We start from the raw sequence: 14906 nt of genomic DNA, 5'->3' as shown, positions 1-14906 counted from the left end.
ATTTTATTACAAAAACTTAACCGGCTCTTTTTATTTCTGTTCTACAAATTTGAAAAAAATACAATACCGCCCTGAATGAGGGCTCTGTATTCGCAAAAAAAAGCTATCGCATTATATGAATATTTTGGGGCTGTTCAGAACAAAAGATCATACATTTTTCAGGTAACGGAAAAATAGTAATTTTGTGCAAAACAATCGATAATGAAGATTTCATTCCATATAACCGTTTTAATTCTGGCCGTTTTGCTGGTTGCCTGCGGTCCGTCGGATGAAGACAAGGCCCGCACAAAGCTTGAACAGGCACGGACACTCCTGGAAAAAAATGACACTACTGTTGCTTTGCGTCACCTCGACAGCATCCCAAAACTTTTCCCCAAAGCAGTTTATGCTGTAAATGCAGCCAAAAACCTTCAGCGTGAGGTGCAATTTGATTTACTCCACCGAAAAGAAGCACAGTTTGACTCACTCCAAGTGCGAATTACCGAGTTGGAAGAGCCATTTGAAAAGGAAAAAACAGAATTTGACCGGTATACACAATACATTCATAAAAGGCAAAATTTTAAGCGGGCATGGGATCGCTCCTACATCCAGGTTCACCTTGATGAACGCGGTGAGATTTACTTAAGCAGCAATTACCATGGTGAAAAATGGCTGGACCACACAGCACTTCGTGTTTACGACCAGGGAGATGATGCCAAAACCGAGGAAATTCCAATTGGCGATGTAAACAACCACCGCAGCGATTTTATGGAAGCCAAATGGGAAAAAGTGAGTTACCGCAATGGCAAAGATAACGGGGTGATGGAATTTATTGCCAACAATGCCGACCGCCGCCTGAAAGCAGTTTTCCTCGGCAACAAATACTACTACATCATTTTGGAAACTTATGACAAACAGGCTGTAAAAGATGCCATTGCCCTTTCCAAAGCATTAAAACAAAAAAGCAAACTAAAAGCTGAAATCCAGTCGCTGCAAAATATACTCGGAATAAATGGATAAATGATTAAAAGGGTAGCGTCCTCAGAACCCTTTACAAGACACTTCATCCATTGGTACGTCTTAAAATAGCATTACAACAAAAAAGTAATGCCCGGCAAAAAAAAGATTAAAAGCCTGTACCTCAAGCGCACAAAAAAATATTTGAACCATTTTATACATCCCGTGGCCATGAGATGTGCAAAGAAGGGCTCATCTTGAAAATCCGGTGGATTTAGTTTTTTATGCAAAAATTTCAGCTACCCGAAACAGAAAGAAAGTGACATTTCTAACACTCCGATTTGTTTTCTAAAGGCAGAGCACATTAAAAAATGCGAGTGGGATAAGAAAATTAAAGTATAATATGAATCAAAAGTTGGCATTAGCTGATTATCAACAATTCAACCCACTCCGGGGTTACGCCTTTACAACGTATTTCCTTCCCCGAGCTTCGCACGGGGCTATTTTTATTTGTGTCCTTCGGACATTTTTTTATCCCGAAAGGGATTAAACAATAATAGCCACGGGTAAAACCCATGGTAATGAAGTGGGTATGAAAAAAAAACCGAAGTGGGTTCAACTCTTGATTTGCATTAATAAATTTATTTTCCCTACCGGGGGTCTTCATCTTTACCCTGAGGCAAAGACGAAGCAGAAAATTCAAGGTGAGCCCAAAGAAGAGCCATTGCACAAAGGCCGCTATGCAAAAAGAGCGTATTCGGAAACAGGAGTCCTAAATAAAATACAGCAAAGCATTATAATACTTTATGCGCATTTTTATATGGAATTCTATGACGTGGCCCACTACCAGCAAAGGAAAATAAAAAGATCAAAACGTATAAAAAGAAAGGATGCAAACCAATGGGTCTGCATCCTTTATCAAATAAATAAAATGTATCTAATACTGTAATCCTCTTTTAGAACCAGTTACATTCGTCTGTCATAATTAATCTTCGAGAAGAATCAGCTTTTTAGTATTCACTTCATTACCTGTTTTTAAGGTACAGAAGTAGATACCTGAAGGAAGATTCTTTGCAACAAAAGTATAATCATACTGTCCGGCCCGCTGTTGTTCATCAACAAGTCGGGTAATCTCCTTACCAAACGAGTCGCTTATTGTCAGGACAACATGCGAATCAGCCGGGATGAAATAGCTGATTTTGGTTTTGCCGGCAAACGGATTCGGATACGTATCAAATTCAAACATACCACCACCCTGTTCGTCAATCCCGACACTTAAAGGAGAAAGAACTACCGGGCTGGAAAGGGTTCCGGCAATTTTGTCGATACCGAAACTAATTTCAGCAGAAGACATTTCAATCTCTTTCTGATTAAAACTATCCCACAACACAATGTCGACCTTTTCTCCAATGTCGGACCGGTTACCATAAACCATATTGAATGCCATAAATTTCTCCAATCCATCAACATAAGCTAACGAGTTATCTCCTCGCAACTGACCGTTGATATATGTTCTCAACCTGTAATTTTCAGATTCAGGAAGTATTCCAAAATCAATGGCAGCAGTAAGCGTCATATTATATTCAAACTTCAGGAACTGTTCCTCCGGACTACCCGATTTCAGGAATTCCAGATTATCAGAATCCGACACAAATAATTTGTAGCCCATTCCAGGTTTGAAGAAGTCTAAATCGCCAATCCAGGAACCGGCACTTTCGTTGTACTCCGCAAATTCGAACTGGCTTTTTATGATATCTCCCGGATTAGAAGTCAACTGGTTCAACACACTATCCACACCCATTATTCCGGGTTTGGGGAAACCAATCCAGTTCCATTTTGGCGTCAGAGAAATGTTTACATTATTCTCAGGTGTTTTCCCGATTAAATTCAGGGTATCTCCATGGGTATCCAGATGAATCATATACCCCGACTGTAAGTCGATATCGGCTAAACCTCCCTGCCAGCCAGCTTCGCTGGTATATTGAGAAAATGCTGTTTGTGACTTCAATGTGATATTATTCAAAGAAGTGGGAGGTGTAATACTTTCGAGTACTTTACCCACGCTCATATCGTCACTCTCTTTATTAACCGAAATCCATGTCCAGCCTTTGGCCAGTATCATTTCCTGGATTCCTCCGGCCGGGTGCAGAATAAATGGCTCCTGGGCATTCCCTACAACACCGTCGCTGAAGAAAGTTAATTCTTCAATGGCACCATATTCTATCCCGTTCAAGCCATCCCACATCCTGAATTTAATTACCTCCGGAGTATGTTGATTTCTTACATGGTATTCCGGAAAATTAATCCAGTTTAAATCGAACTCAGCATTTTTTGACTGAATACGAAGAAGATGGGCTCCTGCACTCATTTCAACACTGGTTACAAATGTTGAGAAAGCGCTGAGGCTCCCGGTATTGGGAACAGTGAAGGTAGTTTTCAATACCCCATCAACATACAACTCAACCTCTTCGCCCGATCTTGTACTTGCCAGCCTGAAGGCAGCATCGAAAGTGCCCGGCTTCGTAGCATAAACATCGAACTCAATCCAGTTATTCTTTTTAAAACGGGTTGCTCCGGAATTGACTCCTTCGTCCGTAACAGTGATATCCTGTACACTCAAATCACTCACATAATCTTCCGCTTCAAGCAGACTACCGTTTTCGCCACTTATATTTCCGGCTACATTTATAAACGCAGCATACCTGTTCAGTTCGGAAACAAACGTAATATTTCCGACCCCTCTCAGTTCTCCATTAACATACGCTGCAATTTTGTCGCGCAATCCGGTTGACAGATTCAAGTCCCCTGCATCAGAACTAAACTGGGCAACAATACTCATACTATGCTCAAAATCCGGATAGTTAATATTCCAGTTCACATCTTCAGCATATAATTCCAATGTTACGTTCAGAATCTCAGGAACTTCATCAACCAATGCAACCACCTGTCCTTCGTAAAGGCCGGGCTCGAGGTCATCCGCAGCATGCAACTGGACCGTAAAGCTGTTCCCGGAAAGAATAGAAGCAGAGGTGACCGAAGGAGTAAGCCAATCGGGCCATTCTGAAATAATGAACGATTTGGTTATCGTAGCGCTGTTATCGAGGTTGGCGCTTATAATTACCTCATCCGTTTCTACTGCTGTGCGATGAATATCTTCCGGATTCCATGAAACCGGACTTACATTTACCAGGAACGACCACTCGGTCCGGTATTTCTGCACATTTCCGGAAATATCCTGGATACTATCTACTACGGCAAAAACCCTTACTCCTTCCAGCAATGGCTGCGAAAACAAATCTTCGTTGGGAACAATAATGATTTTATCCTGACTTCCGGAACACTGGACCGTGGCAGGAATTGCAGTTCCATCTTCAAGGAAAAGTCTCACATAGGCCTGCGAAAGGGCCGGATCGTAACTATTGAAGTTACAATTGATATCTTTATCGAAAGTGACACTGATTTCCTGACCAAACCGCAGGAACCCATCAGCCGGTGAAGGCATACCAAACGGCGCCAGCGAAGTGCGGTCAATGATTCCTTTTTGCTCCGAAGAATAGGAAAGCCCGCCTTCGATACCACAAAAGGATTTTGCCCTTAGCCTGTAATTTCCATCGGGCAACCCGGACACATCGAATGCGTAATCAAAAAAGTTACCAGACAATTCCTCTTTCTGGATAGTAATGTCATCCACCCAGCCTTGACCTTCCCGCTTATATTGCAGGGTAATGCTCTCTAGGTATTCATTATTCAAATCGTATCCTGTAAAAGCAACATCAAGGATGTCATTATTATTTTGATTTACCAGCCAGCCATCACCCGGCAAGTGCAACGACACATTGGAACAGTCGCTCTGGAAATCAACAAAAATCCACGCAGTATCGCCGCTGGTAATATTTCCATTGTCTTCCCACAACGAATATTCACAAGGCGGGTACATCATAATCCCGATTGAATCGTAGGTAGTGGCCAACGGCCCTCTCTCCACAGTCAACGCTACGCTGGCAGTCTGGTTAAAGTCGAGGAAGAAGGATGCACCACCGTTATTTATAAGTTGGCCGCCAATTTTAATCACTGCTCCGTCAGGATTTGTAGTAGATATCGCCCGGACGTGGTATTCCCTTGTTTCCCTGCTTTGGCTTTCATTCAGCAAATTTGCAGTAAACACCGCCTGGCCTCCAATGGGCACATTATTAATCTGAGGCGGAAAAATTTGAATCCGCGCATCGTCGCGGGGTTGGGACCCGGGTTCGTGAGGACAACTGGTAGTTCCCAATTTCAATTTAAAGGATGGCACACCATAGGCCGTATCCTCTTTTATATCGACACTAAAGAAATCGCCGATATCATTGTCATCCAGAATATATCCCACTGTCCTGCTCGTGGTATTTGCGGTTCCTGTATTTGTTGTTGTACCCCATCTGAATTTCGAAGTCACCCCCAATTCACTGTCAAACCAGGCACCGGCAGCGTTATCAATTTTAATCCCGATATCCAGATCAATATTAACGAATGCGTTGTACTCATACGAAACAGAGTTGGTGGTACTGGATGAATATGAATTGCTGTAGGGAGCCCCTGCGCTAAATGATTTATTTTCTTTGAAAATAGCATTGGTATCGCGGTTCGCTTCATTTTTAGCCATTACATTCTCCCAGTGAAGACTGTCGAACATAAGCTGGTTGGCCTGTATTTTTTCTTCCTCGGTTAACTGGCTGGCGTCTTTTCCGCCAATAATGGCAGCCCTTAATTCTCCCAGCTTGGGCAACAGAGTGTTTTTAATATGTTTCTCTGTATAAATAAATGTAGTGGCAAACCCGGTAACGTCGATGGTTGGTACAACCTTGATCACAGGTTTACACTGATCTTTGTCGAAAGCTAATTCGTCGCCTATTGCAAACTCCTGGTTAAATGCTGCTCCAATAAACACGTCCCCGTCGTTACCGGTCAGGTTTTCCATGTCGGAAGTTGAGAAGGTTTCATTAAATGTGATGGTTGTCTCAATACCATCCCGGTCGAAATTATCCCTTCCGGCAACCGCCTTAAAATTGACCATGGTACCAAACGAGTTGGTGGAGAATGGAGTAATTATTTTGGCTCCAATCAATAAATTTGCAAAAACGCCCGCTTCACCTCCAACCAGTACTTCGTGGGTTTCAAAACTTTTAAACTCAGTCCCTTTTTCTACAAAAGCATGACTATTGTCTCCCGGAGGATCGTGCAATACCAACATAGGCAAATCCACCGACCTTGTGATGAACGACGGAGCCTGGGTTTTTACTCCGGTTACCATAACCCAGTATTCAACGGGCTGTGCCTCCAGAAATCCCACTTCGGGTACAATGTAAAGCAATTTTTCATGATTGTGCTCTTCACTTTCAGCAATTTCAGGCAACCCTGCCTCTACAGTATATGTAGCAAAACCATTGACAATAGGCACCTCTATGGGTTCATCCCCGTTGTCACTCACAAAATCGAAAATACGCAGAGTGCCTTCTTTTATCGGACAATCTCCCAACTGTTCTGTTACATCAAAAACTATTTTATACTTGCTGTTTTGTTCCATCAAAATGATAGGATCTCCGTCGGAGTTCAGGCAATCATCGATAACCTCTGCTCCGGTATCTTCAAAATCAACATCTATTTGTAGCGGAGAATGGTAAATGAAATCAGCGCGTGGAATAACTTCGCTGCGGGTTGTATCGGTGAGGGTTACAACGGTTGTATCGGCAGGAGTTATGGAAACACTTCCATTCGGCAAGAATAACGTATCGGCAGGGGTAATGCTGATACTGTCCCGCTCAGCTACAACCTCCGTTGTATCGCGGACGGTGAGGTCAATTGTAACGGGTTTGTTTCCAATCTGGTCCATTATACTGGAACTTGTTGGACTGAGTGCAATCACCTGTACATCGTACTCACGTGCCGGTAAATTTTTAAGTGTCAGCAAACCATTGGCATCAGTCGCAAAAGTTTGGTTGTAACAATTTCCCGGAGATGTAACGCGAACCGTTGCAAAATTAGCCACTGGGTTCCCACATCCGCCCTGTACCTTCACTTCAATACTATCCACCTGAAGGTTGGTAAAATCTATATTGGAAATATCGTCGTTTACCAAAACGGTGGTCGACGTATTTCCCTCATCGTTTTCAAAATAATGATGCATAAACTCCGGAGCGAAGGTATACGTTCCTTCTTCCTGAATGGCATAACTCCAGTTTCCGTCAGAATCGGTAAAAATCCCCCGGCTTTCGCCGTCAAATTTTATTTCAACATCTGGCACGCCACATTCTACACCTGTTGAGGATGTTGGAAAAATAACTTTCCCCGAAACCGTAAATACACTTTCATCCGTAAAATTCGCACCCGAACTTAACTTGGAATTTAAATCCAGAATTCGGGTGATGGTGTCCGGAGAAAATATATGCGGCCCGACAGGTCCCGATTTGAAGGGAACTATCTTAAACTCGGCCTCTTCGAAATAGTAAATATTCCTGATTTCGTAGTATCCGTCTATATCCGTTGTTGTACAGTACCCTAACGAAGGAACAGGTACTGCCCCTTCCGGCAAATCCTGTGTAGCCAGTACCGCACAAACGGTTACACCCTCTACCCCTGCGCCAAGCAACGAGGTAATATTTCCCTTAATAGTCCCGTTGGGCTTTTTGTAACCCTTATCTGAAAAAGACGGGAAAGTGCGAGACTCGTGAATAGGCGTAATATAATATGTATGGTTGTATCCGGGAATTGCCCCATCGTCGCTGTATGCCTGTGCATTTTTGCTCAGAATGTCGAGTTCTTCCCTTTCTGCCGATTCCGGAATACTTCTTTCAATACGAATTTCTTCCGCAAACTCAGACAAATCTTCCCACTCAATTTTGACCCTGTTGGTGTACAGACCATCAGAAGCTTGCACTGAGAGTTTTTTTGCCTTCCCCAGCACAGCCCTGCCGCTGTTTCTTGGCGACTCATGACTTCCCCAAGAAGAAGTATAAGTAGTTACCCAATAATAAAATTCATCATTGGGCTCAACGGTGTTATCCGTCCATGAACGGGTGCTACCATCGGTAGTGTGAATTAATGTTCCATTGTTCAAAGTTGTTCCCCGATAAATCCGGTAGTTTGTACTTCCATCCGGAATGTCGGTTTCTTTGGTCCATTCAATGGTGATTTTGTCATAAAATGCTTCATTCGAAGCAGTAACATTTGAAGGGGACTTTATGGGTACCGTAGCAGCGTGGGTTAACACACTGTATCCTGAAGGATGGGAACCATTGTCGGTCATGTCTCTCGGATAGCCGCTCCAGGCCCATTCCACACAATTACACCAGGCCCAAATACAATCTTCCCATTCCTTGTAACGCAAGCCCCAATCCCCTGAGTTGTTTGGCCCGGCAACATAAGTCAGGGTGCCACTGCCCTGGCTTCCTGAACCAGAGATTGTTTTAAGTGAATTGGAATCCGAATTCTTAAAGATATCAAAATCGTATTTAACAGATTCACTACATCCAACCACACCCGCTCCATCGTAAGAAAAACTAATTGTGTAATCAGACCCGTTGGAAGATATGGATACATCCATATCCGGATACTTCCGTTGCGCCATCATAAGCAGCGGAACCGCCAGCATAAAAAGCAACAAAGAGAGCTTCTTTCCCCCTGAATCAAAAATGGGAAAAAAGAATTTACTACAAAACAAGATTAAAGTACACTTTTTCATAATTATTATTTAATGGTTCAAACTTTATCCGGATATTCAATACTAAAAGCCTGTGTATTAAACTGACAAGAAATTTAGAGGGTTTGTACAACAGTATCATTAACCTGGCTGGAGCCAGGAACCCTGATTTGAGGAATTTATTCAACATAAGAGAATTCTTCATTTGTAAACTTTAGCTTTCAATAAAGAATCCCCTCAATTTTCACTTGAAGTGGAATCAATTCGTCCGGTCATCTTCTGTATCGAGTTTGTAAAAAATCATGAACAAGTTACAGAATTCCTAATTAATAGAAAAATATATTTTTATCTTATTTTTGAAGAATGTGTTTACCACATAATAAAAACTACCGGTGCTTGCAGAATTTTTCGGGGTGCAATTTATTCTCTATCAGACAGCAGGCCCAAATTGTTTTAAAAAATGAACATCATTCTCGAAAAAATGACGAATATCTTTTATCCCGTAAAGAAGCATGGTAATCCGCTCGATTCCCATACCAAAAGCAAAGCCGCTATATTTTTGGCTGTCGATACGGCAGGATTCCAGCACGTTGGGATCTACCATTCCACATCCCAGGATTTCGAGCCAGCCGGTGTACTTGCACACATTACATCCTTCTCCTCCACAAATCGAACAGCTCACATCCATTTCGGCGCTGGGTTCGGTAAACGGGAAATAAGACGGGCGTAACCTGATTTGGGTATCTTCGCCAAACAGCTCTTTTGCAAAGTAAAGCAGGGTCTGTTTCAGATCGGCAAACGACACATTCTCATCCACGTATAAACCTTCAACCTGGTGAAAAATACAATGTGAACGGGCCGAAATAGCTTCATTCCGGAAAACCCTTCCGGGGAAGATGGCACGGATGGGCGGTTGTTGGTTTTCCATCACCCGTATTTGAACACTGGAAGTGTGGGTGCGCAACAATATATCCGGATCTTTTTCGATAAAAAAGGTATCCTGCATATCGCGGGCCGGATGTTCGGGTGGAAAGTTCAGCGCCGAAAAAACATGCCAGTCGTCCTCAATTTCAGGGCCTTCCGCTACCGTAAAACCAAGTCTTCCAAAAATGCGGATAATTTTGTTCTTAACCAGTGAGAGCGGATGACGTGTGCCCAACCTTAGTGGTTCTCCTGGCCTGGTCAGATCAGCACCAGAGGTTTCAGCCGTTTTCGACTCGAAGGAATCGCGCAGACTGTTAATTTTTTCAAGGGCAAAATTTTTCAAATCATTGATAGCCTTGCCCACCTCTTTTTTCTGGTCGCCGGGAACATTTTTAAAATCGGAAAAAAGTTGGTTGATACTACCTTTTTTACTTATATATTTAATGCGCAATAGTTCCACATCGTCCTGAGACGAAGCCGTTGCATTTTCAAGTTCCTGCTGCAAAGCTTTGATTTTGTCCAACATTCTGACCAATTTTAAAATGAAAGGACAAAGATAATCATTCAGTCAAAAATGCAGAAGTTTAACCCAAAAGAATAAATGGTAGCTGACTTTTTACGGCTCAACGTTTAGCGGTAATCTCTGCCGTTCAAACTTTGTACAACAGACTCCTGCCATTTTTCCAGTTCGGGAAGCATCGACTGTACTTTTTCAGCTTCCAAATCTGCCAGGTTGTTTTGTTCCATACTGTCTTGCTCCAGATGGTAGAGTTCCATCGTTATTTCGCCTGATTCATCCTGAATGCGATGCAATTTCCACGGCCAGTCGATCCAGGCGGAATGACCGGGAAGGGAATCTGTCGGATACTGGACAGAAATATCTCCGGCATCCAAAACCAGTCTGGCCGAGTCTGAAACAGCTTTTCCCTGCTTTTGTGCTTCCAGTAAATCGGACATCCATTTATGGGCCGGTGTTATTTTTCCGCGAACCGGATATTGCCAAAACCCCATTGGCCTGGAGCGCTGATGCTCCTTTTGCTCCATCGCAGGCAACAAACTAATCCCGTCGAGAACGGGCTGGTTTGCCGGTTGAATTCCGGCAACTTCGAGCAGGGTGGGATAAATATCGTACGTATTGGCCGGGATTCCAGCCACTCCGGGTTGTGGTATTTTTGCCGGCCACTCAATGATGGCAGGAACGCGGAGGCCACCTTCATAAATGTCTGACTTATGCCCGCGTCCGCCCGTAGCTCCAACTTTTGGAAGGCCACCGTTATCGCTGCAATACCAAAGTAAGGTGTTGTTCCTGATCCCCAAATCTTTTAACTCCTGCCTGAGCTTTCCCATGGCGTGATCCATTCCGGAAATTTCTCCGTAAAAATGCTGAAGATGTGACTCAAACCCCGGATACAAAGCGCTGTCCTCTTTAGCAGCTATGTGCGGAACATGCGGGGAACCAAACCAAACAACGGCAAAAAAAGGTTGTTCTGAATCTGCATATTTACGTATAAACTCCAATGCAATTTCTGTAGTTACCATTGAACTTTCGCCGTGCATTTGAACAGCAGTACCTTCGCGACTAAGAATCGGATTATTATCAAAAAAGTTGGGGGATGAAATCCACTCATCAAAACCACTGGCACCCGGACTTACCGGACTGCCATTTTCCACCGAACCCAAATGCCATTTTCCAAAATGGCCGGTAACGTAGCCTGCTGATTGCAGCGCCTCGGCAATGGTTATTTCCTGTGGCCGCAATGTGTGTCCCCAGCTAAAACAGCCAAAGCGATTAGGATGCCTGCCGGTCATTACGCTCCCGCGAGTAGGGGAACACACTGGCGCAGCGGCATAAAAATGGTCGAAACGTAATCCGGAAGCTGACAGGTTATCAAAATTTGGGGTTTGCAGCACCGGATGTCCGTTGTAGGCCATGTCACCCCACCCCTGATCGTCAGCCATTACCAAAATAATGTTAGGACGTGTTTCAGTTACTGTTTCTTTTGTATTACAACTGTTCAGGGATATGGCAATCAATATTACCGCCAGCAAAAAATTTTGAAAGTGCTTCATTGGACTTTAATTTTCGGCAAAAAACTTATTCTGTAATTGAATTTTGTCGAAAGATAAAGAATTCCGCTTTTGATTGCAGGTTCAGGGATCAAAAATTAAAGACTGAAAAGCATTTCTGCCCCCCAAAAAAGGCCGAAAATAATTGCCATGCCTGTTATAGCACCTGCTACCAATGTAATCAGCAAGTTTACAGGCAGCTTCTGTTTCCTGTCCTCAGAACCTGTCGTAATGACAATCTGATTGTGATTTGTTTTTGTTTCCATAACTTTTTGTTGCAAAAAAAGACATTAATGTCCCTTTCAAATGTATAAATAATTATTTAAATATGTTTTTTAGCATAAAGTTTAACATTTGATTAACTTTCTTATTGATTTTCATTTATTTAGTTTTCACTATCTATAAACGAATTTTTTGTACGAAAATGTATGTTTGAAAACGTTGCAGGTAAAATATTTTTTGACAACAGAGATGATATAAAAACAAAAAGGCCAGTTCAACAACCAGCCTTTTCTCTATCAACCTAAACCTAAACTAAACCAAAAACCAAACCATTGTGTGTAGTGAGCTAAGTGTACAATCAAAACACACCAGGTTAGAAAAGGTTTAAAAAAAAATAATTTTTTTTGAATTATTCTACAGACTCCTTTATTGGCGCGCTTTTTCGCACCTTACTTCCCGGATAAACTTTCAGCGCTTCTTCCAATATTTTCAGACAAACGGCCAAATCTCCCTTTTTCAAAACGTACGCAATACGCACTTCATCCATTCCTTTATCGGAAGCAGTATAAAAGCCCGAAGCCGGAGCGAGGAAAACAGTCTGTTTTTCATATTCAAAATCGGAAAGCAACCAGGAGCAGAAATTGTCGGCATTGTCAACCGGCAGTCGGGCTACAGTATAAAAGGCCCCCATTGGAATGGGAGAATAGACCCCTTCAATCCGGTTCAGTCCGTCTATTAAAAACTTCCGCCGGTTCACGTATTCATTGTAGTTGTTTAACATGTACTCCGGATCGGCATCAAGTGAAGCCTCTGCAGCAATTTGCCCAATCAGAGGCGGGCTCAGCCGGGCCTGGCAAAACTTCAGTACATTCCGACGCACCTCTTTGTTTTTGGAGATGAGCGCCCCGATTCGCAGCCCGCATTCGCTGTAACGTTTTGAAACCGAATCGATCAGCACCACATTCTGCTCGATCCCCTCCAGATGAAAAGCAGAAATATAGGGCGACCCGGTGTAACAAAATTCACGGTACACCTCGTCTGAAAAAAGATACAAGTCATATTTTTTTACCAGATCGCGTATTTTGTTCATCTCTTCACGTGTGTAAAGGTATCCGGTTGGATTGTTCGGGTTGCAAATCATAATCCCCTTTGTTTTGGGGGTAATGAGTTTTTCGAACTCTTCTACCGGAGGCAGGGCAAACCCATCATCAATAGTGGCTGCAATTGATTTAATTACTGCTCCCGCCACAATGGCAAATGCCTCATAATTAGCGTAAGCTGGTTCAGGCACAATGATTTCATCCCCCGGGTCCAGTGTACTCATAAATGCAAATGTTACCGCTTCACTGCCGCCTGTTGTAACAATGATATCATCCGCCTCCACATCAATATTGAATTTGTGGTAATACTTCGCCAGCTTTTGGCGTAAAGAGCGAATGCCCTCACTGGGTGTATATTCAAGGATTTTCCTGTCAATATTTTTTATCGCTGCCAATGCTTCGGGCGGGGTGGGCAAATCGGGCTGACCGATATTTAAATGATAAACCTTCACTCCCCGCTCTTTGGCTTTCTCGGCCAGCGGAGCCAACTTCCGTATGGGTGAATCGGGCATGGCCTTTCCTCTATCTGAAACTTCTGGCATATTGTAAAATATTATATAAAGGGAACAAATATACGAGTAACAATCTTAAAACAATAATTATTGAAAATTTTCAATTTTGAGTTTTATTAAAAAATTAACTTTCAAATTATCAGTAAGCTAATCCCAGCAAACCCACTTTTTACAATAAATTATATTTATGAAGTTTTATCATATTTTAATACCGTTAAGGATTCTATTTTTGGCCTGAATATTAAACTTTATGAAAATGATAATTGGAGTACCGAAAGAAATAAAAAACAACGAGAACCGGATAGCGCTGACTCCTGCCGGTGCAGCCGAGCTGGTTAAGCGGGGACACGAAGTTTATGTACAGGCCGGAGGAGGCAATGGCAGTGGATTTACAGATGAAGATTACCTCCACGCAGGTGTAAAAATGCTTCCTACCATTGAAAAGGTTTACGAAACCGCTGAAATGATTATGAAGGTAAAAGAGCCCATCGAACCGGAATACAAATTGATTAAAAAAGGACAGATTCTCTACACCTACTTCCATTTTGCATCTTCCGAAAGGCTTACCAAAGCGATGATTGAAAACGGGTCGGTTTGCCTGGCTTACGAAACGGTGGAACTCCCCGATGGGTCATTACCACTTCTTGTTCCTATGAGTGAAGTTGCAGGCCGTATGTCGGTGCAGGAAGGCGCCAAGTACCTGGAAAAAACGTTCGGGGGTTACGGTGTACTGCTGGGCGGGGTTCCTGGTGTACCGCCGGCAAAAGTACTGATTCTGGGCGGTGGTATTGCAGGCACCGAAGCGGCAAAAATGGCAGCCGGCCTGGGCGCCGACGTAACCATAATGGACATTAACCTGCGAAGAATGCGCTATCTCGACGATATTATGCCGGCCAATGTAAAAACCATGATGAGCAACGAATACAATATTCGTGACATGGTTCAAACGCACGATTTAATTATTGGTGCAGTGCTTATCCCCGGCGCCAAGGCTCCCCACATCGTACCCCGCGACATGCTGAAAATCATGCGCCCCGGGACTGTGCTGGTGGATGTGTCGGTTGACCAGGGAGGATGTTTTGAAACCACCGTGGCAACGACTCACGCCGATCCCACATTTACAATCGATGATGTCATTCATTACTGTGTGGCCAATATGCCGGGTGCTGTCCCGCGTACCTCCACCATAGCACTCACTAACGCTACCCTGCCTTACGCCCTGCAAATTGCAGACAAAGGCTGGAAGCAAGCCTGTTCCGACAACCTCTCTTTACGCAAAGGACTGAACGTTGTAGATGGAAAAGTAGTGTACAAAGGTGTTGCCGAAGCATTTAACCTGTCTCACGAAAATGTGGAAAGTGTATTATAAAAGCTGAAAAAACAGATAGAAACCAGAGCCCTTGTCAATTTGACGGGGCTTTTTTATTTCCCAAACCCATAATCTTTAGTTTAAATTTTACCTTCCATTGT

At 43.1% G+C, this 14906-nt stretch carries 8 protein-coding genes; 3 read left to right on the top strand and 5 right to left on the bottom strand.

Annotated features, from left to right (window positions below):
- Positions 1-201: 201 nt before the first annotated feature.
- Together D1164_RS04800 and D1164_RS04795 are read left to right on the top strand one after the other, a co-directional pair.
- Positions 202-999: a hypothetical protein gene (locus tag D1164_RS04800; RefSeq protein ID WP_119348821.1), complete on the top strand. Its 798-nt coding sequence runs from the start codon at positions 202-204 to the stop codon at positions 997-999.
- Positions 1000-1528: 529 nt separating this feature from the next.
- Entirely contained in the window at positions 1529-1885 is a 357-nt protein-coding gene (locus D1164_RS04795; protein WP_119348820.1) for a hypothetical protein, read from the top strand.
- A gap of 36 nt (positions 1886-1921) precedes the next feature.
- Here the strand turns inward: D1164_RS04795 and D1164_RS04790 are convergent, their stop codons facing one another.
- The 5 genes from D1164_RS04790 to D1164_RS04775 all read right to left on the bottom strand — a co-directional run bounded on the left by D1164_RS04790 (position 1922) and on the right by D1164_RS04775 (position 13466).
- The gene (locus tag D1164_RS04790; protein WP_119348819.1) at positions 1922-8653 is read right to left on the bottom strand and encodes a carbohydrate-binding protein; all 6732 of its coding nucleotides are present in this window, start codon (positions 8651-8653) and stop codon (positions 1922-1924) included.
- 388 nt (positions 8654-9041) lie between these two features.
- Entirely contained in the window at positions 9042-10061 is a 1020-nt protein-coding gene (gene pheS, locus D1164_RS04785) for a phenylalanine--tRNA ligase subunit alpha (RefSeq protein ID WP_119348818.1), read from the bottom strand.
- Positions 10062-10165: 104 nt separating this feature from the next.
- On the bottom strand, positions 10166-11605 hold the full coding sequence (locus D1164_RS04780; protein WP_119348817.1) for a sulfatase family protein: 1440 nt from the start codon (positions 11603-11605) through the stop codon (positions 10166-10168).
- A 95-nt stretch (positions 11606-11700) separates the two neighbouring features.
- Entirely contained in the window at positions 11701-11868 is a 168-nt protein-coding gene (locus D1164_RS23725; protein WP_172594338.1) for a hypothetical protein, read from the bottom strand.
- A 365-nt stretch (positions 11869-12233) separates the two neighbouring features.
- Entirely contained in the window at positions 12234-13466 is a 1233-nt protein-coding gene (locus D1164_RS04775) for a pyridoxal phosphate-dependent aminotransferase (RefSeq protein ID WP_119348816.1), read from the bottom strand.
- Between the two features lie 220 nt (positions 13467-13686).
- On the opposite strand from D1164_RS04775, the gene ald reads away from it, so the two are divergent.
- Positions 13687-14805: an alanine dehydrogenase gene (gene ald, locus D1164_RS04770; RefSeq protein ID WP_241558255.1), complete on the top strand. Its 1119-nt coding sequence runs from the start codon at positions 13687-13689 to the stop codon at positions 14803-14805.
- Positions 14806-14906: the final 101 nt, after the last annotated feature.

The sequence above is a fragment of the Mariniphaga sediminis genome (genome assembly GCF_003573545.1).
GTDB lineage: Bacteria > Bacteroidota > Bacteroidia > Bacteroidales > Prolixibacteraceae > Mariniphaga > Mariniphaga sediminis.
The sequence above is the reverse complement of the archived record's forward strand: the minus strand, read 5'-3'. Positions and strand labels throughout refer to the sequence as shown.